General features: G+C 25.6%; 22 protein-coding genes and 1 pseudogene. All 23 read left to right on the top strand.

The window, feature by feature from the left end; all coding sequences use genetic code 11:
- The first annotated feature begins 383 nt into the window (after positions 1-383).
- The 23 genes and pseudogenes from ACZ5B9_RS11955 to rfbF all read left to right on the top strand — a co-directional run bounded on the left by ACZ5B9_RS11955 (position 384) and on the right by rfbF (position 23,631).
- Entirely contained in the window at positions 384-1,679 is a 1,296-nt protein-coding gene (locus ACZ5B9_RS11955) for a sugar transferase (protein ID WP_464422787.1), read from the top strand.
- A 55-nt stretch (positions 1,680-1,734) separates the two neighbouring features.
- The gene (rfbA, locus tag ACZ5B9_RS11950; RefSeq protein ID WP_464422786.1) at positions 1,735-2,631 is read left to right on the top strand and encodes a glucose-1-phosphate thymidylyltransferase RfbA; all 897 of its coding nucleotides are present in this window, start codon (positions 1,735-1,737) and stop codon (positions 2,629-2,631) included.
- A gap of 77 nt (positions 2,632-2,708) precedes the next feature.
- Positions 2,709-3,785, top strand: coding sequence for a mannose-1-phosphate guanylyltransferase (locus tag ACZ5B9_RS11945; protein WP_464422785.1), 1,077 nt, complete (start codon positions 2,709-2,711; stop codon positions 3,783-3,785).
- A gap of 21 nt (positions 3,786-3,806) precedes the next feature.
- Positions 3,807-4,238 (top strand): GDP-mannose 4,6-dehydratase, encoded by a 432-nt coding sequence (locus tag ACZ5B9_RS11940; RefSeq protein ID WP_464422784.1) that lies wholly within the window; start codon positions 3,807-3,809, stop codon positions 4,236-4,238.
- Positions 4,213-4,821: a GDP-mannose 4,6-dehydratase gene (locus tag ACZ5B9_RS11935; RefSeq protein ID WP_464422783.1), complete on the top strand. Its 609-nt coding sequence runs from the start codon at positions 4,213-4,215 to the stop codon at positions 4,819-4,821. Before ACZ5B9_RS11940 ends, ACZ5B9_RS11935 begins: the two co-directional genes overlap by 26 nt.
- A 33-nt stretch (positions 4,822-4,854) precedes the next feature.
- Positions 4,855-5,256, top strand: coding sequence for a GtrA family protein (locus tag ACZ5B9_RS11930; RefSeq protein WP_464422782.1), 402 nt, complete (start codon positions 4,855-4,857; stop codon positions 5,254-5,256).
- A gap of 22 nt (positions 5,257-5,278) precedes the next feature.
- The gene (locus ACZ5B9_RS11925) at positions 5,279-5,530 is read left to right on the top strand and encodes a glycosyltransferase (RefSeq protein ID WP_464422781.1); all 252 of its coding nucleotides are present in this window, start codon (positions 5,279-5,281) and stop codon (positions 5,528-5,530) included.
- Positions 5,509-6,000: a glycosyltransferase gene (locus ACZ5B9_RS11920; protein WP_464422780.1), complete on the top strand. Its 492-nt coding sequence runs from the start codon at positions 5,509-5,511 to the stop codon at positions 5,998-6,000. Before ACZ5B9_RS11925 ends, ACZ5B9_RS11920 begins: the two co-directional genes overlap by 22 nt.
- Before the next feature lie 15 nt (positions 6,001-6,015).
- Entirely contained in the window at positions 6,016-6,219 is a 204-nt protein-coding gene (locus ACZ5B9_RS11915) for a hypothetical protein (protein WP_464422779.1), read from the top strand.
- A gap of 21 nt (positions 6,220-6,240) precedes the next feature.
- Positions 6,241-7,167: a GDP-mannose 4,6-dehydratase gene (locus ACZ5B9_RS11910; RefSeq protein WP_464422778.1), complete on the top strand. Its 927-nt coding sequence runs from the start codon at positions 6,241-6,243 to the stop codon at positions 7,165-7,167.
- 3 nt (positions 7,168-7,170) lie between these two features.
- Positions 7,171-7,944, top strand: a complete 774-nt coding sequence (locus ACZ5B9_RS11905; RefSeq protein WP_464422777.1) for an ABC transporter permease — start codon at positions 7,171-7,173, stop codon at positions 7,942-7,944.
- The gene (locus ACZ5B9_RS11900; RefSeq protein ID WP_464422776.1) at positions 7,944-9,218 is read left to right on the top strand and encodes an ABC transporter ATP-binding protein; all 1,275 of its coding nucleotides are present in this window, start codon (positions 7,944-7,946) and stop codon (positions 9,216-9,218) included. The genes ACZ5B9_RS11905 and ACZ5B9_RS11900 overlap by 1 nt, the downstream gene beginning before the upstream one ends.
- A 22-nt stretch (positions 9,219-9,240) precedes the next feature.
- A complete protein-coding gene (locus ACZ5B9_RS11895) occupies positions 9,241-10,350 on the top strand; it encodes a class I SAM-dependent methyltransferase (protein ID WP_464422775.1) in 1,110 nt (369 codons plus the stop codon).
- Between the two features lie 5 nt (positions 10,351-10,355).
- Positions 10,356-11,552, top strand: coding sequence for a glycosyltransferase family 4 protein (locus ACZ5B9_RS11890; RefSeq protein ID WP_464422774.1), 1,197 nt, complete (start codon positions 10,356-10,358; stop codon positions 11,550-11,552).
- Positions 11,539-12,612 carry a glycosyltransferase gene (locus tag ACZ5B9_RS11885; protein WP_464422773.1) on the top strand — a complete coding sequence of 358 codons (1,074 nt, stop codon included), beginning with the start codon at positions 11,539-11,541 and terminating at the stop codon, positions 12,610-12,612. The genes ACZ5B9_RS11890 and ACZ5B9_RS11885 overlap by 14 nt, the downstream gene beginning before the upstream one ends.
- A 1-nt stretch (position 12,613) precedes the next feature.
- On the top strand, positions 12,614-13,798 hold the full coding sequence (locus ACZ5B9_RS11880) for a glycosyltransferase family 4 protein (RefSeq protein WP_464422772.1): 1,185 nt from the start codon (positions 12,614-12,616) through the stop codon (positions 13,796-13,798).
- A 16-nt stretch (positions 13,799-13,814) separates the two neighbouring features.
- On the top strand, positions 13,815-15,944 hold the full coding sequence (locus ACZ5B9_RS11875) for a hypothetical protein (RefSeq protein ID WP_464422771.1): 2,130 nt from the start codon (positions 13,815-13,817) through the stop codon (positions 15,942-15,944).
- 685 nt (positions 15,945-16,629) lie between these two features.
- Entirely contained in the window at positions 16,630-18,132 is a 1,503-nt protein-coding gene (locus ACZ5B9_RS11870; protein WP_464422770.1) for a hypothetical protein, read from the top strand.
- A 23-nt stretch (positions 18,133-18,155) separates the two neighbouring features.
- Positions 18,156-18,617: a GtrA family protein gene (locus ACZ5B9_RS11865; RefSeq protein WP_464422769.1), complete on the top strand. Its 462-nt coding sequence runs from the start codon at positions 18,156-18,158 to the stop codon at positions 18,615-18,617.
- A gap of 24 nt (positions 18,618-18,641) precedes the next feature.
- A complete protein-coding gene (locus ACZ5B9_RS11860; protein ID WP_464422768.1) occupies positions 18,642-20,810 on the top strand; it encodes a hypothetical protein in 2,169 nt (722 codons plus the stop codon).
- Positions 20,811-20,825: 15 nt separating this feature from the next.
- Positions 20,826-22,132, top strand: a pseudogene (gene rfbH, locus ACZ5B9_RS11855) (lipopolysaccharide biosynthesis protein RfbH).
- The gene (locus ACZ5B9_RS11850) at positions 22,132-22,830 is read left to right on the top strand and encodes a ferredoxin--NADP reductase (RefSeq protein WP_464422767.1); all 699 of its coding nucleotides are present in this window, start codon (positions 22,132-22,134) and stop codon (positions 22,828-22,830) included. The pseudogene rfbH and the gene ACZ5B9_RS11850 overlap by 1 nt, the downstream one beginning before the upstream one ends.
- A gap of 24 nt (positions 22,831-22,854) precedes the next feature.
- The gene (gene rfbF, locus ACZ5B9_RS11845; protein WP_464422766.1) at positions 22,855-23,631 is read left to right on the top strand and encodes a glucose-1-phosphate cytidylyltransferase; all 777 of its coding nucleotides are present in this window, start codon (positions 22,855-22,857) and stop codon (positions 23,629-23,631) included.
- The last annotated feature ends 9 nt before the right edge of the window (positions 23,632-23,640 follow it).

Genomic DNA, 23,640 nt, shown 5'->3' with positions numbered 1-23,640 from the left:
TCAAAGATTTAGATTGCTGGATTTAAATTTCAGAGTTGTATAACTTATTGAATAAATTTTTAAAAAATATAAAAAACAAACACATACCATTATAATGTTTAAAATTACTTCCAAGCCATATTTTTATTGAATTGCCAGTACTTGAATTTCCTAATAAAATATGTTATACTCATGCTGTAATTATGTATAAAAAATAGAGAATAAAACAAAAATTCAAATAAATTTTTTCATCTTTTTTCTCATTTGAAATTATTTAATACAAATTATAATTTTTTGTCTTAGAAAATGTTATTCTTTTAGTAAAAAAATTAAGATAAAATCTTCAATGAATGCTTCTTAAATGGAGTTTATATAAATGATTTGTTAAGTGAGGATGAATAATTATGAAACTAAATAAAGATATACGCATACGTATATTATATATTTTTATTTTATATATGATTTATAGTCTTTTATTAGATAAATATGACTATGTAGTAAAATATTTAACAAATTTTATATTTATTTTATTTATATTTGTAAAGTTTGTATTTGGACAACTGGATTTTTATGCAGAACGTTTTAGGCTTAAGGATGTTTTTATAAATTTAGGAATTGATAGTATTTTTTCTGTAATGTTATATGCCTTTTGGAAGCGTTTTGATGTATTTTATATGTTTGGATTAATATTTGTGTTTCAAGTAATTTTTAGAAAAATTATATGCTCAATTTATATGAAAAAACAAAATGTATTAATATTTGGGTCAAATCATATAGACAATAATATCCAAGAAGATATCATAAATACCCTTGACTATAATTATATTGGATATATTTCAAATAATAAAACTAGAGCAACAAAATATTTAATTGGAAAATATGATGAAATGGAGTCAATTATTGCAAAAAATAATGTGGATATTCTAGTAATTGTAAAAGATATAAAAAGTCCTGATTTTAAAAAATATTCAAAACGTATTTTTGATTTGAAAATTAATGGATTAAAAATAATGAATTATGAAGAATTCAATGAAGATATCCAAAAGAAAATTGATATAAATCAAATAAATGAAGAATGGATTTTACAATCAAATGGATTTGATATTTTGAACAATGAAATGCAAAGAAATATAAAAAGAGGAATGGATTTAATACTAGCATTAATTTTGATGGTTGTTCTTTCTCCTCTCGCATTAATTACTGCGATAATTATTAAATGCGAATCTGAAGGGCCAGTTATATTTAAACAAACAAGAATAGGCGAAAATATGAAACCTTTCAAAGTTTATAAATTTAGAAGTATGAAATTACATGATCCTAAAAAACATTCAAAGTATACTTTGGATTGTGACACAAGAGTTACAAAATTTGGGAAATTTATGAGAAAAACAAGAATCGATGAATTACCACAACTTTGGAATATTTTGAAAGGGACAATGAGTTTTATTGGACCACGTCCAGAATGGGATATACTTGCCAAAGATTACGCAGAACAGATAAGCCACTACAATTTAAGACATCTTATAAAACCTGGAATAACAGGTTGGGCTCAAGTAATGTTTCCATACGGTGAAAGTTTAGATGATGCAAAGAGAAAACTTGAATATGATTTATACTATTTAAAACATCAGGATTTAATACTTGATGTGCTTATTATTGCAAAAACGGCTAAGGCTGTTTTATTTGGAAAAGGCAAATAATATTGAAACTGAAAAATTTCTTTTTATTAAAACGGTTTATTTAAGGAGGAGACTTATGAAGGGGATTGTTTTAGCTGGAGGTTCTGGCACAAGACTTTATCCATTGACAAAATCTATTTCCAAACAAATATTGCCAGTTTATGATAAGCCTATGATTTATTATCCTTTATCTGTACTTATGCTTGCAAATATAAAGGATATTTTAATAATTTCCACACCAAGAGATATCTTGTTATTCGAAAATCTTCTTGGAGATGGAAAGCAATTAGGAATAAATATTGAATATAAAATTCAAAATGAGCCAAATGGAATTGCGGAATGTTTTTTGATAGGAGAAGACTTTATTGATTGTGATAATGTTACATTGATTTTGGGAGATAACATATTTTATGGAAATGGATTTTCAAAAATTCTTGAAGAAGCAATTGATTACTTTGAAAATTCTAAAAAAACAGAATTAAATAATAATGGTGCAATGATATTTGGTTATCCAGTGAAAAATCCCAGTGATTATGGCGTTGTTGAATTTGATAAACATGGAAATGTCATTTCTTTACAAGAAAAACCGCAAATAGCTAAATCAAATTTTGCAATCCCGGGACTGTATTTTTATGATAATACAGTTATAAAAAAAGCTAAGACATTAAAGCCATCAAAACGTAAAGAGCTAGAAATAACATCAATTAATGATCTTTATTTGATTGAAGAAAAATTAAAAGTAAAAACTCTCGGACGTGGCATGAACTGGTTTGATACAGGAACACCAAAAGGTTTGTTAGAAGCTTCAAATTTTGTAGAAGCAATTCAAAATAGACAAGGTTTTTATATTGCTTGTCTTGAAGAAATTGCCTATACAAAAGGCTGGATAGACAAAGAAATGCTTGTTAAAATAATAAATAAGTTAAAAAATTGTGATTATAAAAAATATTTAGAAAGTTTATTAAAAAAATAATTTATAATAATAGTTGTTGTTTTCTATAATTCTGAAAACACGCTAATAAAATTTCAGATAAAAAAGGAGGAGCTACATTGACTTCAATAGTAATAATGGCTGGTGGAAAAGGTGAAAGATTTTGGCCTAAAAGTCGAACAAATTTGCCAAAGCAATTTTTATCTTTAACAGATGATGGGAAATCCATGATACAACATACTGTTGAAAGAGTAAAAAATTTAGTAGACATTGAAAATGTTTACGTGGTAACAAATGAAATGTATAAAAATTTGGTTTTAGAACATATTCCAGATATACCGAAAGAAAATATTATCATTGAACCAGTTGCCAAAAATACAGCACCTTGCATTGGACTTGCTGCAGTGCATATTGCAAAAAAGGATATAAATTCAAAAATGATAATTTTACCTTCGGATCATTTAATTAAATTTAATGAAATTTTTATTGATACATTGAAAATAGCATTAGACGTTGTTGAAAAAGATGATAATCTAGCGACAATAGGAATTACTCCAAATTACCCTGAAACAGGATATGGGTATATTAACTTTACAAAAGGTCAAAACTTTAAAGATAGTACAAATATTTATGAAGTTTTGCGTTTTGTGGAAAAACCAACTTTAGAAAAAGCTAAAGAATACTTAACAAGTGGACAATATTTATGGAATAGTGGAATTTTTGTATGGAAAGTATCAACTATTTTGAAAAATTTTAAAGAATATTTGCCAGAAATTTATGAAGGACTGCAAAAAATAGGAGAGTCAATAAATACAGAAGAATATGAAGAAGTGTTAAGAAAAGAATTTCCAAATCTTCCATCAGAATCTATAGATTATGGAATAATGGAAAAAGCTAAAAATATTTATGTGATTCCAGGAAACTTTGGATGGGATGATGTAGGAAGTTGGCTTTCACTTGAAAGAATTAATAAGACAAATCAAGATGGAAATGTTATAAGTGGAAATGTTATAAGCATAAAAACAAAAAATTCAATAATACAAGGTAATGAAAAACTCATCGCAACTATTGGATTAGAAGATATAGTAATTGTGGATACTGAAGATGTAACGCTGATTTGTCACAAAGATAATACGCAAGAAGTTAAAGAAGTTATTAATAACTTAAAAATTTGTAATAGAAATGAATATTTATAAAATGAGAATTGGAGAATATAAATGAAAAAAGCTTTAATTACTGGAATAAATGGTCAGGACGGTTCATATCTGGCAGAATTGTTATTGGAAAAAGGATACGAAGTTTATGGATTGATGAGAAGAAAAAGTGTAACTACTTTTGGAAATATAGAACATAAAAAAGACGAAATAAAATTTATATATGCTGATATGACAGATCTAGTTTCATTAATAAATGCAATGCAAATTTCACAAGCTGATGAGGTTTACAATCTAGCAGCTCAGTCATTTGTAGGAACATCTTGGGAACAACCTGTTACAACTGCAGAAATTCATGGAATTGGAGCTTTGAACATGCTTGAAGCTATAAAAACAGTAAAGCCTGAAGCAAAATTTTATCAAACTTCTACAAGCGAAATGTTTGGGCTAGTTCAAGCAATTCCCCAAAATGAAGAGACCCCCTTTTTATCCTAGAAGTCCGTATGGAGTAGCAAAATTATATGGACATTGGATAACAAAAAATTATAGGGAAAGTTATGGCATGTATGCATGCTCAGGAATTTTATTTAATCATGAATCGGAAAGGCGTGGAAAAGAATTTGTAACAAGAAAGATAACAGATGCTGTAGCAAGAATAAAATTAGGAGTCCAAGATGTTTTAGAATTAGGGAATTTAGATGCAAAACGTGATTGGGGACATGCAAAAGATTATGTTAAAGCAATGTGGTTAATGTTGCAGCAAGATAAAGCAGATGACTATGTAATTGCAACGAATGAAACGAGAACAGTTAGAGAGTTTGTTGAAAAAGCCTTTAAATGTGTGGATATAGATATAATTTGGGAAGGAAAAGAGGTTAATGAAATAGGTAAAGATTCTAAAACAGGAGAAATAGTTGTTAGAGTAAATCCTGAATTCTTTAGACCAGCAGAAGTTGATATTTTAATTGGAAATCCTGTAAAAGCTGAAAAAGTATTAGGATGGAAAAGAGAAATATCATTTACAGAACTAGTTGAGAGAATGGTTGAAAATGACCTAGAACTATTGAAAAATAATTAAAGTTAAATTAAACACAAGAAGAGGATAGAAAGAATGTTATCTAAAGTGATTAATAAGGAGACAATTTTATATACTGTTTTTGGTATATTAACTTCTGTATTGAATGTTTTATTATTTCAAATATTGTTATTTTTAAATTTTGAGTATAAAGTTTCAAATCTAATATCACTTGTAGTAGTAAAAATAACAGCTTACATATGTAATAAAAATTTTGTATTTAAAAGTAAATGTCCCAATTTAGTTTCACTTTACAAGGAAATTTTTAGATTTATAATAGCGAGAGGTTCTATCATGTTAATTGATTTTTTTGGACTTATTATTATGGTAGATTTTATAAATTTTTCTAAATTACCAAGCAAAATATTTATAACAATATTAGTAGTAGTTTTGAATTATATAATAGGGAAAAAGCATGTTTTTAAAAATAGTAGTTAAATAATATTTATTAGGAGTTATTATGAAATTAATTATCCAAATACCATGTTATAATGAAGAAGAGACATTAGAAATAGCATTGAATGAACTACCTAAAAAAATAGAGGGTATTGATACAATAGAATATCTAGTTATAAATGATGGAAGTTTAGACAATACTGTAGAAGTTGCTAAAAAATGGGAAGTACATCATATAGTAAATTTTAAAAGAAATAAAGGACTAGCAAAGGGCTTTATGGCAGGGATAGATGCGTGTTTAAAAGAAGGAGCATAATAGTAAATACTGACACAGATAACCAATATTGTGGAAAGGATATAGAAAAACTTGTCAGCCCAATTTTAAATGAAAAAGCTGATATTGTTGTAGGAGAACGACCTATCAAAGATATAAAACACTTTTCTCCTTTAAAGAAAAGACTTCAACATTTTGGAAGTTATGTAGTTAGAGTAGTATCAAACACTGAAATTCCAGATGCACCAAGTGGATTCAGAGCATACAGTAGAGAAGCTGCTAGGAGATTAAATGTAATAAATGAATATACCTATACTCTGGAAACAATTGTGCAGGCAGGAAGAAGTAAGATGGCTATGATTTCAGTTCCTATAAATACAAATGCTGAATTAAGGCCTTCAAGACTTTTTAATAGTATGTTTGGATATGTGAAAAAGTCAATACCAACAATACTTAGAGCATTTCTTATGTATAAGCCGTTAAAGTTTTTTTGTACAATTGGAATGATGTGAATATTTATAGGCTTTTTGATAGGGCTTAGATTTATCGTTTTTTATCTAAAAGGGCGTGGAGACGGAAATATCCAATCACTTATTCTATCAAGTATGTTAATTGGAGTGGGGGTACAATCATTTATTATTGGATTACAAGCGGATATAATAGCAGCAAATAGAAAAATATTAGAAGATATTCAGTACAAAGTACGTAAAATATACTATGATTCTAAATAAAAAATTAGGGAGAAATTTTATATGAAAGTATTAATAACAGGGATTGATGGTTTTGTTGCAGGATATTTATCTGAATACCTTTTAAAAAATGATTATGATGTCTATGGAACAACAATAAAAGAAAGTTACAAAAATGCTAGAATAAAGATACTCAAAATGAATCTTCTAGATGTAGAAAATGTTAATAACGTGATAAAAAATATAAGTCCAGATATGATTTTTCACTTAGCTGGACAAAGTGCGGTAGGACTTTCATGGCAAAAACCAGTTTTAACAATAGATGTTAATGTAAATGGAACCTTAAATTTATTAGAAGCTGTAAAAAATAGTAATGTAAATTCCAAAATATTAATTGTTGGCTCAAGTGATCAGTATGGAATTATAAAACCTGAGAATTGTCCAATTAAAGAAACACAACCACAAATTCCTCAAAGTCCTTATGGAATTAGTAAAAAAACACAGGAAGAAATTGGTAAATTGTATGTAAAAGCCTACAACATGAATATTATATTTGTGAGAGCATTTAATCATATCGGTGCTAGACAAAGTGAAAATTTTGTTGTTCCTGATTTTGCAAGTAAAATTGTAAAAATTGAAAAAGGTGCAAATCCTGTATTAAAGGTTGGAAATCTAGATACTTTGAGAGATTTTACTGATGTAAGGGACATTGTTAGGGGCTATGTAATGTTACTTGAAAACGGAAAAATCGGAGAATCATACAATATTGGTTCTGGAAACGTTGTGAAAGTTAAGGATATTTTAGAAAAATTAGTTAGTTTATCAAATAAAGAAATAAAAATAGAAATAGATAAAGAAAAATTTCGTCCAGTTGATGTACCAATAGTGCAATGTGACAATGCGAAAATTAGGAAAGATACAGAATGGATTCCAGAAATTTCTATTGATGAAACACTGAAAGATGTTTTAGAATATTGGAGAGGGAAATAAATTATGAGAATTTTAAAAGAATTATATGATTACCGTGAAATGATTTCAAACTTAGTAAAAAAAGATTTAAAAGTTAGGTATAAGGGTTCAGTATTAGGTTTTTTATGGACATTTTTGAATCCTCTTCTGCAATTAGTTGTTTATACAATAGTGTTTTCAACAATTATGAGAGTAGATATTGATAAATATTATATTTATTTATTTGTTGGATTAATACCCTGGATATTTTTTGCTTCTAGTATACAAGTAGGAGCTGTGAGTATAATGATGAATAAAGATTTAATCAAAAAGATATACTTTCCAAGAATAATACTACCAATAGTAACAAGTAATTCAGCGTTTATGAATATGTTTTATAGCATGATAGTTGTACTATTAACAATCTTAGTTAGTGGTATTGGTTTTAGTAAATATATGTTACTTCTACCAGTTGTTATGGTTGTACAATATATTCTTGTATTGGGGATGACTTTTATATTTTCAGCTTTAAATGTATTTTTTAGAGATTTGGAATATATTTTAAATATAATAGTGATGATGTGGTTTTATTTAACTCCGATAGTTTATAATATTGATATGATACCAGAAAGACATCGTTTTTGGTTTTATTTAAATCCGATGACAGGAATAATAAATTTTTATAGAGATATTTTATACTACAAAAGAATGCCAAGTTTCAATTCATTTGGAGGCATAATAATTTATGGAATCATTATGATTATCATTGGATATTTTGTGTTTGAAAAATTACAAAAAAACTTTGCGGAGGAATTATAATGGTGAAAGATATTGTAATAAATGTAAAAGATGTGAAAAAAAGTTTTAAGATATACAGTGATAAAGGACATACACTAAAAGAAAGATTACTTTTTTTTAAGCAGAGAAATAGCTATACAAGACACGAAGTTTTAAAAGGAGTAACTTTAGAAATAAAAAAAGGAGAAGTTGTAGGATTAGTTGGACATAATGGCTGTGGAAAAAGTACATTATTAAAATTGATGACAAAAATAATTTATCCTGATAAAGGGAAAATAGAAATAAATGGAAAGATCTCAAGCCTTTTGGAATTAGGAGCAGGATTTCATCCTGATATGACTGGAAGAGAAAATATTTATACAAATGCTTCTATTTTTGGACTTACGAAAAGAGAAATAGATGCTAGATTAGATGATATCATAGAATTTTCTGAATTAGAAGAGTTTATAGATAGTCCTGTTAGAACATATTCTTCAGGAATGTATATGAGGTTGGCTTTTTCTGTTGCGATAAATGTTGATGCGGATATTTTATTGATTGATGAGATTTTGGCAGTTGGTGATGCTAGGTTTCAAGCTAAGTGTTTTAATAAAATGTTGGAGTTAAAAAAAAGTGGAATTACAATTGTGATAGTGTCACATGATTTGGGTTCAATTGAAAGATTATGTAATAGAGCTATATGGATAGAAAATGGGAAAATAAAGGATGAAGGTATACCTCATGATATTGTTGCAGAATATTTAGATGACATTATGAGTAAAGACGAGAATAAAAAAATAAAAGTACAAAGTAACGAAAATAATCAAAAAAATAGCAAAGAAAAAACAGAAGAAAGAATTATTGAAAAAAAAGAAAATAAAAAAGATAAAAATCGAACTGGGAATAAAGATGTTGAAATTATCGGTATAAAGTTATTGAATGAAAAAGATGAAATAAGTGATACTTACAATTCAGAAGACAAGCTAAAAATACAAGTTAAATACAAAAGAAATAATGACGAATTAAAAGATTCTGTTTTTGGATTCGGAATTTTTAGAAATGATGGATTAAATTGTTATGGAACAAATACCTTTATTGATAATTTTGGGAAAATTAAGATTCAGGATGAAGGAATTGTTGAAGTAATAATAGATCAGATTCAATTATTAGAAGGTAAATATTATTTGGATATAGCCTTTCACGATGAATATGGAAAACCTTATGATTATATAAGAAAAATAAAAAAATTTAGTATCTATAGTATTTTAAAAGATGCTGGAATATTTAGAATAAAACATAAATTTAGTCACTTATAGGAAAGAAAGGATATGTAAAAATATGGAAATAAAAGAAAATGACTTTGAAATAAATATTGACAATATTAATGTTGAAGAAATAATGAATAAAATTAGACAGAATATAAAAGATAAAGGATATGCAGAGGAAGAAAAAATAAATAATTTTGATTTTACTCCTAAAATAAGTGAAGAAGATAATTTTAGATATGATATAGATGTATTAAACCGAGTTTGGAATATTAATTTGGAAAGAGAAATTTTATCTAGAAATAAGTTGTTTGCATTTGTAAAAAAAGTGATTAGAAAATTGACTAGATGGTATATAGTTCCAATGATGCAAGATCAGATAACATTTAATTCATATGTTGTTAGAAATATAAATAATTTAAATAAACAAAACGAAAAAATAAGACAAATATTAGATGAAAAAGACGAAAGAATAAAAAAATTAGAAAAAATAGAAAAAGAAAATAATTTTGATATGGATTACCTTGCTTTTGAGAATAAATATAGAGGCTCTGAGGAGAGTATACAGAAATTACAAGAAAAATTTGTAAGATTATATGCTGGGAAGGATAATATATTAGACATAGGTTGTGGAAGAGGAGAGTTTATTAAAACTTTACTAAATGTGGGAAAACAATATGTTTTTGGTATGGATATTAACCCACAAATGGTGGAAAAATGTAAAAAAGAAGGATTGTCTGTTGAATTAAAAGATGGAGTAAGTTATTTATATGATAATGATAATTTGAACTTGGGGGGGATATTTTCATCACAAGTTATAGAACATTTGAAACCATCACAAATAGTAAAATTAATAAAAGGAGCATATAAAAACCTCCAAGAAGGGAGTCCTTTAATTCTTGAAACAATAAATCCAATGGCATTAGTAACCCAAACTATGGCATATACCCTAGATTTGACACATAGACAATATGTTCATCCGTTTACAATTGAAATGTTATTAAAAGAACATGGTTTTAAAAAAGTAGAATTTATTTACAGTTCTCCAGTTGATATAGAAGCACCTGTACTTAAAGATAATGATATGGATTCAAAAGAATTGGAAAAATATAATGAAAAAATTAGAAGAATGTATGAAATGTTATTTGGATATCAAGATTATGCGGTAATTGCGTGGAAGTGATTAAGATGAAAAAAATAGCATTTGTAGTTCCATGGTATGGGGATAAGATACCAGGTGGAGCAGAAACAGAATTAAGAGGTTTGATTAAAGATTTACAAAAAAATGGCATTAAATTAGAAGTATTAACAACTTGTGTTGAAAAATTTATGTCTGATTGGAACAATAATTACTATAAATCGGGAGATTATATAGAGGGTGGAATAAAAGTTAAAAGATTTAAAGTTAGAAAAAGGAATACAAAAAAATTCGATAAAATTAATTTTAAATTAATGAATAATCATAGGATAACAATAGAAGAAGAAAAAATTTTTTTTGAAGAAATGGTTAGAAGTATAGAGTTAGAAAATTATATTGAAGAAAATATAGACGAGTATTCGTTGTTTTGCTTTATTCCCTATATGTTTGGAACAACATATTATGGAGTAAAAAAAGCTAGAAAAAAAGCGGTAATAATACCTTGTTTGCATGATGAATCATATGCTTATATGGAAACAATAAAAGAAATTTTTAATATTTCATTAGCTTCTATTTTTCATGCTAAACCTGAACAAGAATTAGCAAAAAGACTTTATGGTATGGAAAATATTAAAATTCCTGTTTTAGGAGAAGGGCTAGATTTTAACATACCAAATAAATTAGAAGGTTTTAAAGAGCAGTACAATTTGAAAAATCCATATATACTCTATGCTGGAAGAAAAGATGAAGGAAAAAATGTTCATCTTTTATTAAAATATTTTAGCATTTTTAAAGAAAAAAATACTTCTATTAATTTAGATTTGGTATTAATAGGAGGAGGAGAAATACAGATTCCTCAAAATATAAAGAAAAATGTCTATGATTTGGGATTTGTAAGTATAGAAGATAAATATAGAGCTTATGCAAATGCTATAACTTTAATACAGCCTTCTGTAAATGAAAGTTTTTCAATAGTAATTATGGAATCTTGGGCTGTTGGAACACCTGTTATAGTAAATGGTAAATGTGAGGTAACAAAAAATTTTGCAATAGAGTCAAATGGAGGACTGTATTTTAATAATTATTTTGAATTTGAAGAAATTTTAAAATTTTATATCAATAACTCTAAGATAGCAGATAAAATGGGGAAAAATGGGAAAGAGTATGTTTTCAAAAATTTTGATAGAGAAATTGTTACTAAAAAATATATAAATTTTTTTAAAGAGTTAGTAGGTGAGGAAAATTAAAATAATACAAGTTTTACCAACAATGAGTTATGGAGATGCAGTTAGTAATGATGCAATAAATATTGATAAAATCTTGAGAAAAAATGGGTATACCTCTGAACTTTATGCAGAAAATATAGATAAAAGAGTAAAGGATAAAGTTTTTTATATAAGTAAATTAAAAAAAGTAAATAAAAATGATATTTTGATTTATCACAAATCTACTGGAACTGACTTAAGTTTTTCATTACAAAAATATAAATGCAAAAAAATAATGAGGTATCATAACATTACTCCAGGAAAGTATATGGAAAAATACAATAAGTATTTATATAATTTAGTAGAATATGGTAGAAAAGGATTGGAATATGCAAGTACATATTTTGATTATAGTTTGGCTGTTTCAGATTATAATAAAAATGAACTTGATGAACTAAAATATAAAAACATAATGACAGTGCCTATATTAATTCCTTTTGGAGACTATGAAAAAGTTCCTGATAAGAAAATTATAAAAGCATATTCAGATGGTAAGAAAAATATATTATTTGTAGGAAGAATAGCTCCTAACAAAGCGCATGAAGATATAATTAAATCTTTTTACTATTATAAAAAATATGTTAGTGAAGATTCTAGATTAATTTTAGTTGGAAATGATGGAGGATTTGAAAATTATTCAAAATTGTTAAAAAAATTAATCAAAGAATTAAATTTAGAAAGTGATGTCATATTTCCTGGGCATATAAAATTTGAAGAAATTTTAGCTTTTTATAAAGTCGCAGATTTATTTTTATGCATGAGTGAACATGAAGGATTTTGTGTTCCATTAGTCGAAAGTATGTTTTTTGAAATTCCAATTTTGGCTTATAACAGTAGTGCAATAAAATACACTTTAGGAAATAGTGGAGTAATTATAAATAAGAAAGATTATTTTTTAATATCAGAATTAATGAATTTTATTCTTTCAGATGAAAATATAAAAAAAGAAATAATCAAGAAACAAAATAAAAGACTTGAAGATTTTAAATTAGAAAAAGTAGAAAAACAGCTATTGGAATTTATTAAACGAATAGGTGGATAGTATGAAGAAAAAAATTTTATTTGTTGTTCAAAGATATGGACTTGAAATTAATGGAGGAGCTGAACTTCATTGCAGACAGCTTTCAGAAAGACTTATGGATGATTATGACGTATCAGTTTTAACAACTTGTGCAATAGATTATGTTACATGGAAAAATGAATATAGAGAAGGAACAGAGTGTATAAATGGTGTAAAAGTTATAAGAAAAAAAGTTGATTTTGAAAGGGATCAAAATAAATTTAATAAAATATCTGAAAAAATAAGTAATGATAAAGAAAATAAGAATTTAGGAATAGAGTGGCAAAAAGCTCAAGGACCTCATTCATCAAAATTGATAGAGTATCTTAAAGATTATAAAGAGGATTATGATGTTATTATTTTTCTTACATATTTGTATTATACAACTTATTTTGGATTACAAGTTGCACCGGAAAAAAGTATATTAATTCCTACTGCTCATGATGAACCACCAATATACTACAGTATATTTAATGAAACTTTTAATTTACCAAGAGCAATACTATATTCAACGACAACAGAAAGAGATTTTGTAAATAAAAGATTTAAAAATAATCATATACAAAATGATATAGTTGGTTTGGGTGTAGATATTGATAAAAATACACCAGATATAGATTTAGAAAAAGCATTTGGTATAAAAGATGACTATATTGTTTATGTAGGTAGAATTGATGAATCTAAAGGCTGTAAAGAAATGTTTGAAAATTTTTTAGAATATAGAAAAATATACAATAATAATTTAAAATTAGTTTTGGCTGGTAAAAATGTAATGAATATACCAAAACATAAGGATATAATAGCTTTAGGATTTGTAGGTGAGGAAGAGAAAGTAAATTTAATTAAGCAAGCAAAACTTTTAGTATTACCTTCTAAATTTGAAAGTCTATCATTGTCTACTTTAGAAGCTATGTTTTTAGGAATCCCTGTGTTGCTAAATGGAGAATGTGAAGTCCTGAAAGAACATGCTGTTTTGAGTAACGGAGGGCTTTATTTTGAAAATAAATATGAGTTTATAGAAACTTTAAACTTTATAATTACGCATCCAGAAATAAGTAAAAAGATGGGAGAAAATGGAATAAAATATGTTGAAAATAACTATAAATGGGATGTTGTGATGGAAAAATTAAAGAAAGCTATTGAATTTATAATAAATATCAATTATTAATTGAAGGAGAATACGAATGAAAAAATTACTTAAATCTACTAAAATAGATTATATTAGCATTATATTAATATTTATAATAATCAATCTAATGATTGTATCTAAAGTAAAAACACTTGTAGTTATTCCAGATGAAGTCAATACATTGGCCATACCTGCAGCATTATCTGGAAGCCATTGGGAATTGGTTAACTCTTATTATGGCTGGGGAGGTTCTATATTTTATTATCCTTTATTTTTATTAATTAAAAATCCAATAGTTTTGTACAGAAATATAATTATGTTAAATTCTGTATTATTGGCTATAATTCCTTGTATAGCATACATGATGTCAGAAAAGTTTTTTCAAGTCAAAAATAGAAAATTAAGATTTTTGTTAGCTTTTTTTCTTGGAATATATCCATGGACTTTTGCAATGTCTCAATATGGATGGAATGAAACTTGGATTAGACTTATAACTTGGATTATATTACTTATTCTATTTAAATTAGTGAATGAAAAAGGAGAAAAAAGATTAAACAGCTTTATTTTTGGTGTATTATTAGCTTATTCTTATGCAATACATGGAAGAATGTTAGTGTTTATACCAGTTACAGTAATTATATATGTTTTTTTACTAAGAAAATATAAAAATAAATTTATAAATATGAAATATTTAATTTTTGGATTTTTACCAATATTCTTCCTTGATATAGTTGTAAAAAAACAAATAAAGAATACTCTTTTTGGAAATATAGTTTCATTAAGGAATACATTTTCGGATACAATGATTAATAGCTTAAAAGCACTTGCAAATTTAAAAACATTTATAACAGTAGTATTAAGAGCTACAACATCATACACTTTTTATGTAGGAATTACAAGTTTTGGAATAGTTTTTCTAGCAATAATATTGTTAATTAAATTATTAAAAATGGACACTAAACAAGATAAAAATTATATTATATTGGGAATATTTTCGGTTATAGGAATTTTATTTTCAGTAATGGTTTCAGTATTTTTCTTTCTACCAGACTTTCATGAGCAAAAAGTATATATATGGGGACGATATGCTGATCATTTTACTTCTTTAGTAATATTTTTCGTAGTTTTATTAGTAATAAATAAAAAGTTAAATTTGAAGTACGTTTATTATTCAATAGCTATTATGTTAGTGCTTAGCGTTCCTGTATTAATAATTGAAACTGGTGATGTATTTTCTGGTATGGCGGATATAAACATATTAAGTTTAATATCATTTGTTCCTGGTTATATTTTTGATAGTCCAGAAAAATTTTATATGCTAATTTTATTTTTAATAATATTATCAATATACATATTATTTATGTTAAAAGAAAATATTACTTTAGCCTTAATGGTAGGAATAGCAATTTATAGCATTTCGAATGCACATTTAGAATATAAAAGAATCAAAAAATCTGATGGGAATTTTTCTGCAATAGGAAATAGTAAATATGGAGTTATAAATATACTTGGAGAGTATAAGAAACAAAAATTAACATTAAATTTTATAAATAACATATCAACAGATATTCACCCAATTACATATCTTTTACTGTTAAATAAATTTGATGTTAATTATTGGGAGAGTTCAATTCAAGATAATATTAAATCAGGTAAAGAAAATATCAGTTTAGCAAAACCTGAACAAGAATCATTGCTACTTGATAAAGATGTTTATAAAATTGATATCCAAAGTGATGATCGTAGTATGTATGATTTATATTATAAAGGAAAAGAAATAAAAAATTTTTTAGAATCTAAAAATATTTTTAGTAAAAGAAATGACACTTATAATATTTTATTAGACAATTTATATACAACCAATGGAAATACTAAGGAAAATAATAATTTAGTTGTTACATCTAATAGTGTTATGTATGGACCTTATATAGAATTAAGACCAAATCATTATAAGGTAATTATAACAGGCGAAGGTTTGAATAAAGAAGGAATATCTTTTTTATTTAACAAAAAAGGTGAAGGAGAGGCAATTATATCTGAAAAATATACGACTGTTAAAAAAGAATATAATGAATTTATTGGAGAATTTAATGTGAATAATTTTATTAAAGGATTTGAAACTATTATTGAGAATAAATCTAATGGTAATATCCTTATCCATTCTGTAAAAATAATTGCTGAATAATTATTTTTATATAAAATTTAATAAAAAAGGAGGTTAAATACAAATGAATAAAATTGATATTTTCTTTAAAAAAGATAAAATATTAAAAAAGATTTTAATATTACTTTTTTTGTTAACTACAGCAGTATACTTCTCATTAAGTAACCACATTAAAATGATTTATGTTTATGGAGATGAATTGGGTTATTATGGAATTGCAAGAAGTTTAGCAAATCTAAATGGAATATATATATACAATACAACTTATTTGGATCAAAAAATACTATATGACGTTTTTATAATACCTGCTTTTTGGTTTTCATCAAAATTAATGCAGATTTCAGCAATATCTTTTATAAATGCTGTTTTAGTTAGTTCAGGAATTTTTCCAGTATTTATACTTGGGAAGAATGTAATAAAAAATAATTTTTACATTTTATTATGTATTCTACTTTATTGTTTTTTTTCAGATCTTACTTTTTCACAAACATTTATGAGTGAAAATCTATATCTTCCTTTAGCAATGTGGGGAATAGTTTTATATGAAAAATTGATAAATTCATGGTTAGTTAATAAGAATAAAAAATTAACTTTAAAAGAATATGGATATAGTATATTTTTAGGAATATTTACATATTTATTATATATGACAAAAGAAATTGGTATAGTTTTCATAATAACATTATTAACCTTGGTAATAAAAAAAATGATAAATAAAGAAAGCTTGAAAAAAGAGTTTATTCAACTTGTTTTGATAATTATAACATTTACTATAATGTACATTTTTATGAAAAATACAATTTTTAGGGGAATGGAAAATAGATATGCAGTTCAAGTTCATCAAACCAATAAACTGTTTTTTTCAAAAGGAGGTATAAAGTATTGGTTATATGCTAGTTTTGTATATTTTTCTAGTATAACAGTATCTTTTTTTATTTTACCAATTATGTTTCCAATATTAAATTATAAATTCCTAAGCCAAAGACAAAAAAATTTATTTTGGTTTTTAAGTTTTTTATTAATTTTTGGCATTGCTATTGTTACTTATACAATATCTCTTGTTGAAAATTTTGGTGAAAAAAATCCAAGAATGTATTTGAGATATTTCAGTTATTTGTATTTTCCTTTTATTTTATTGTTTTATAGTATTATTGAGAAAAAAAATATTAAAATTGATATAAAAAAAATTATATTAAATTTAATAACTGTATTCGTTTTATCTATTATAGTTGTAAAATTTTTTAGAAATCCTAGGAATGATAGTGGTCCAGAATATACAATTTTAAATTGGGTTTATATTTTTACTCAAGGGAAAATTAGTTTAATAAAATGGTTATACTCTGTATTATTAATTATTTTTATAAGCTTATGGTCAAAAGGTAAATTTAAAATTATAGGGATAAGTTTTTTTATTATTTTCTTTATGTTAGAAGTCATTAGTTCCAAAGAAGCTACAAATATTAATAGACGAATATTTATATCAGAAAAACGAGTCTTAGAAGCAATAGTTATTGATAATTATATAAAAGAACATCCTGATAAAAATTTCTTGATTGTTAACGAATCTATGAACGATTATCAAAGATTACTTGATACATATGTATATGCACAAAATGTATATGCAACTTTTGATAAAGATTATATTGATATACAAGATGAAAACGGAATAGATTTAAATAACAGAAAAATTAAATCAATAATTAATAATAAAGAATATACCACTTTAAAAACAGTTGATTATATAATTACTCCAAATAAACTTGAACGAAAATTTAAAGAAGAGGGAATGGAATATGTACCTAATGTAAACTTTGAAGATTTTAGTTTGTTAAAACTGCATAATAATAAGTTATTACCCAAATTAGAAAGTAGTTTATTGGGAGTACAATTTTATACAAATGGTGCAGTTTGGGAAAAAGGGAATATTAGAATTCCAAATGGAGGAATATTATTTGGACCTTACATAACTTTATCAGCAGGTAAATATAAAGTAGAATTTACATGTGAATTTCCAGCGAATTCAATAGGAGAATTTAATATACAAAGTGAAAAAGGTAAATATAATATTACGCGTATCTCTAGTAGAGAAAACAAGTTAGTAATTGAATTTGAATTGAAAGAAGAGACTAAAGATGTTGAATTTACTGTAAATAATAAAAATAGTGAGGAATTTATAATTAAAAATATTCAGTTATATAAAATTTATTAAAATATCAATAAGGATAGGCATTTATGAAAAAAAAATATATAGAAAAATTAATAAATATAGAAGTGATATTGTATTTATTTTTTGGTGTAATTGCCACTATTTTAAATATAGTTTTATTCTATTTATTTGTAATAGAATGGAAAATGTCAACTTCTTTAGGAAATATACTAGATACTATTATCTGTGTCCTTTTCCAATATTTTACCAATCGAATTTGGGTATTCAAAAGTAGTAATAAAGGAAAGATAGCAATAAAAGAATTTTTTCAATTTATTATAGCAAGAAGTATTACAGCAATAATTGATCAAATTTTTATAGTAATAGGAGTAGATATTGTAGTTGTTAAATTTATAAGTTTATCACAACAATCAATATTTAGTATAGGTATAAAAATTCTATCTAATATTATTGTAGTAATTCTTAATTATATTTTTTCTAAATATTTTATATTTAATAAAAATCTTAAGGAAAGGGATGATGATTAAGTTATCATATAGGTGAGTTATAAGATGATTAAAAAAAAATTATGGCAAGAATTTATTGTAGTAGGCATTATAACTTCGTTTCTCACATTTATAATTTTACAAATTTGGAATATGAGATTTAGTATACCTTTAAATTATCAAGGAGATGGATTATATCTTGGTTATAATGTCAAGACAATACAAGAAACAGGATGGTGGTTTGAAAATTCTAGAGTAGGAGCACCATTTAATGGGACAATGTATGATTTTTCTTCATTATATTTTGATAGTTTAAATTTTTTTATATTAAAAATAATGGTTTTATTTATAAAAAATTGGGGAAAAACAATTAATACATTTTATATATTTTTGTTTCCAATTACAGCATTAACAAGTCATTATACAATGAGAAAATTAAATATAAATTTCTATACATCAATGTTATCTTCAATTTATTTTACATTTTTGCAATATAGATTCTTACGAGGAACAGCACACATGTTTTTATCTGCATATTATTTAATTCCCCTTGTAAGTTTATTGATTTATTGGTTATATACAGATGATAATGTTTTGACAATAGGAAAAGATTTTTTTCATAACAAAAAGAATATATTTTCGATAGTATTATTAATTTTGCTATCCTTATCGGGAATATATTATACTTTTTTTTCATGTTTCTTTGTAATAGTTGTATTTTTAATAAAAGTCAATAGACATAACATTAAACAACTTCTAAAGAAATTTGTATTGAGTTTTAGTATTATTGGGATAACTATGTTCTTGGCTTATATACCTGCAATATTATATAAATTAAAAGTAGGTATAAATGAAGAAAGTCCTTTGAGGTATGTTTCAGAAACGGAATTTTATGCATTAAGGATATCAAGATTATTTATTTCTCAGAAATTATTTTATTTAAAAGGTCAATATTTTGAAAAAGTTCAAAAAAATATACTAAATTATTTAAATTTTTTGAAAAATTCAGAAGGAATGGAATATTTAGGGATAATAGCAATAATAGGATTCTTTTATTTATTATGGGTATTATTAAAAAGAAAGAAAGAAGATAATGAATTAATAAATTTATTAGCAATACTAAATATAACTGGAATATTGTTAGCTGTTGCTTCAGGCTTTGCTATAATGTTTGCAATATTTGTTTCTCCTCAAATAAGAGCTTATAATAGAATATCAGTATTTATAGCATATTTTTGTATCTTAGCAATATCTATAAAAATAGATAATCTATTAAAAGAAAAGAATAAAAAAACGTGGTATCCACTAATATTAGTATTATTTTTATTTTCTATTTGGGATCAAATTCCTTCGTCTTCAAAAATAACGTATACTGATTCGTCACAAAAGTATAAAAAAGAATTTGATAGTGATAAGACATTTATATTAAAAATTGAGAAAATTTTAGGAAAAGATGGGATGGTTTTTCAACTTCCATATTTTAAATTTCCTGAAACAGGAAATATTAAAGATTTAGGTGATTATGGATTATTTAAAGGATATTTATTTTCAGAAAATATAAAATGGAGTTACGGAGGATATAAAGGACGTGAATCAGATTTATGGAATAGGTATATAGTATCGTTACCAATTAATGAGATGTTAGAAAAAATTTCAATTGCAGGATTTAACGGCATATATATTGATAGAAAAGCATATACTGTAGATGAGTACACGAAATTGGAAAATGAAATAAAAAATATTATAAAAGAAGAAGCTTATGTTAGCGATGATAAAAAATTAGTTTTTTTTAATTTAATGAATTTTAGTAATAGTTTAAAAAATAAATATTCAGAAGAACAATTAAAAGAAGAAAAAAATAGAATTTTAAAAATTTTAATATCATTTAATGGTTTTTATGAAGTGGAACAATTAGAAAATAGGAAATGGCGATGGATGAGAAAAAATTCTGTTATAACACTTGAAAATAAAACAAATGGAAGTATAAATTATATTTTAAAATCAACAGTTTTTTCGGAATATCCTGATAATTCAGAACTTATAGTTGAATTTAATGGGAAAAAAGAAAAATATTTAATTAATAATAAAGGAATTGAATTAAATTTGTCATTTAATATAGGTAGAGGAAAAAATATAATTAAATTTTATACAAATTCTAAACGTGTAAATTCAGATCCTGATCCAAGAGAGTTATATTTGAGATTTGAAAACATGGAAGTCAAGTTAGAAAAATAAAAGTTAGGAGATATAATGAAAGAAAAATTAAAGCAAGAAATTTTAGAGAAAGTAAAGGAATATTATGAGGTAGCTCATAAGGACAAAGAATTTATACCTGGAGAAACAAAAATTCCTTTTGCAGGAAGAGTGTATAATGAAGAAGAATTAATTAATTTAGTTGACTCATCATTAGATTTCTGGCTGACAGCCGGAAAATATGCTCAAGAGTTTGAAACTGATTTTGCAGAGTATATGGAACAAAGATATTCAATTATAGTTAATTCTGGATCGTCTGCAAATTTAGTTGCATTTTCTTCATTGACATCAGAAAAATTAAGAGATAAAAGACTGAAGAAAGGTGACGAAGTCATAACAGTTGCGGCAGGTTTTCCGACTACAGTTAATCCAATAATTCAAAATGGCATGATTCCAGTTTTTGTTGATGTAGAGTTAGGAACATATAATATAAAAGTATCCGAACTTGAAAAGGCTATTTCTGATAAGACCAGAGCAGTTATGATAGCACATACTTTAGGAAATCCTTTTGATTTAAAAGCAGTAAAGGAATTCTGTGAAAAGTATGATTTATTTTTAGTTGAAGATTGTTGTGATGCAGTTGGATCAAGATATGATGGAAAGTAGGGACATTTGGAGATATAGCTACAGTTAGTTTTTATCCTGCACATCATATGACAATGGGTGAAGGTGGAGGAGTACTCACTAATAATTTCTTACTAAATAAAATAGCAACTTCTATCAGAGATTGGGGAAGAGACTGCTATTGTGATCCTGGTTCAGATAATACCTGTGGCAGAAGATTTCAGATGCAGTTTGGTAAATTGCCTTTTGGGTATGATCATAAATATGTTTACAGTCACATTGGATATAATTTAAAAGTCACAGATATGCAAGCTGCAATTGGAGTTGCTCAATTAAAAAAATTGGATTATATTGTAGAAGCAAGAAAGAATAATTTTAAGAAATTGTGGAAAGGTCTTGAAAAATTTCAGAAATATTTACTTTTATCAGTAGCAACAGAAAATTCAGATCCTTCATGGTTTGGATTTCCTATAACAGTTAAAGAAAATGATAAATTTACAAAAAATGAAATAGTAGAATATTTGGAAAATGCAAATATATTAACTAGACAGTTATTTGCTGGGAATATGACTAAACAGCCTGCCTATTTAAATGTAGAATGCAGAATAATAGGGGATTTAGCAAATACTGATTATATCATGAATAATACATTCTTTATAGGAGTTTATCCTAAAATAGGAGATGTAGAAATGGAATACATTATAAAAACTTTTGAGGAATTTTTTGGAGGTATAAAATAATGTCGATTTTTTCAAGAGCAACTGTAATTGATGTAAAAGATTATGGAAATGATATAAAAGAATTTACTTTAAAATTAGATAATTATAAATGGTTTGAAGCTGGAACTTTTTTACAATTGACTTTAAAAAATGTTACTGCTTCTGAAAGATGGCCTGATTCACGACCTTTTAGTATAGCATCATATTATAATGAAAATAAAACTATGAGATTAATAATAAGAAAAGTTGGAAAGTATACTACTAAAATATTTGAGCAGTTGGTAGTAGGAGCAACTTGCACAGTAAAATATGCTTTTGGAGAGTTTATATTACCTATGTTTGATAAAGAAAACGAAATAATCTGTATAGCTGGAGGAACAGGGATATCTCCTTTTCTCTCTTTTATAGAATGCTTAGAGAGAGAAGGGAGGATAGACAGAATCAAATTATTTTATTCAGTACGAACTCAAAAAGATTACATTGAATTGGATTATATAAAAAATACTATAAGTAAGGATAATTTATTTCTTTATTGCACAGGTGAAAATGTTGATTACGCTAAAAATGAAAGAATTAAGATAGAAGAAATTCTGGAAAATGTTAAAGATAAAGAAAAAGCAGATTTCTATGTATGTGGTTCAAATGAATTTATTGCAGATTTTAAAAGAGAACTAAAAGAAAATAACATAGAGCGAATAAATACAGATGAGTGGCAATAATCTAAAAAACAGGAGGTTATAAACATGAAAGTAGTTATACTGGCTGGAGGACTTGGAACGAGATTAAGTGAAGCAACACATGCAATTCCAAAACCAATGGTAGAAGTTGGTGGAAAGCCGATGTTATGGCATATTATGAAAATTTATTCACATTATGGATTTAATGAATTTGTAATTTGCTGTGGATATAAAGGAAATGTAATAAAAGAATATTTTTTAAATTATTTTTCACGTATGAGTGATATTACAGTAAATTTAAAAAATAATGAAGTTGAGGTACATAAATCTAATAGTGAAGATTGGAAAGTAACATTAGTTGATACAGGAATGAATACTCTGACAGGAGGAAGAGTAAAAAGAATACAGAAATATATTGGTAATGAAGCTTTTTTACTTACTTATGGAGATGGAGTAGCAGATGTAAATATAAAAGAACTTGTTGAATTTCATAAAGAAAATGAAGGGAAATTAACAGTTACTGCATATCAGCCACAAGGAAAATTTGGTTCATTAAATATTTCAAAAGATAATAAAGTAGAGAGCTTTACTGAAAAACCTGCTGGAGATAATATGTGGATAAATGCAGGATATTTTGTATGTGAACCAGAAGTTTTTGACTACATCATTCATGGAGATGAAACCATATTTGAAAAAGAGCCATTAGAAAATTTAGCAAAAGATGGGAAAATGAGAGCATTTAAACATACAGGATTTTGGAAACCAATGGATATCTTGAGAGATAACAGAGAATTGAATTCAATGTGGGAAAAAGATAAAGCTCCATGGAAAGTATGGGAATAATTTTAGGAG

The sequence above is a fragment of the Leptotrichia sp. SK-5 genome (assembly GCF_055387215.1).
The sequence above is the reverse complement of the archived record's forward strand: the minus strand, read 5'-3'. Positions and strand labels throughout refer to the sequence as shown.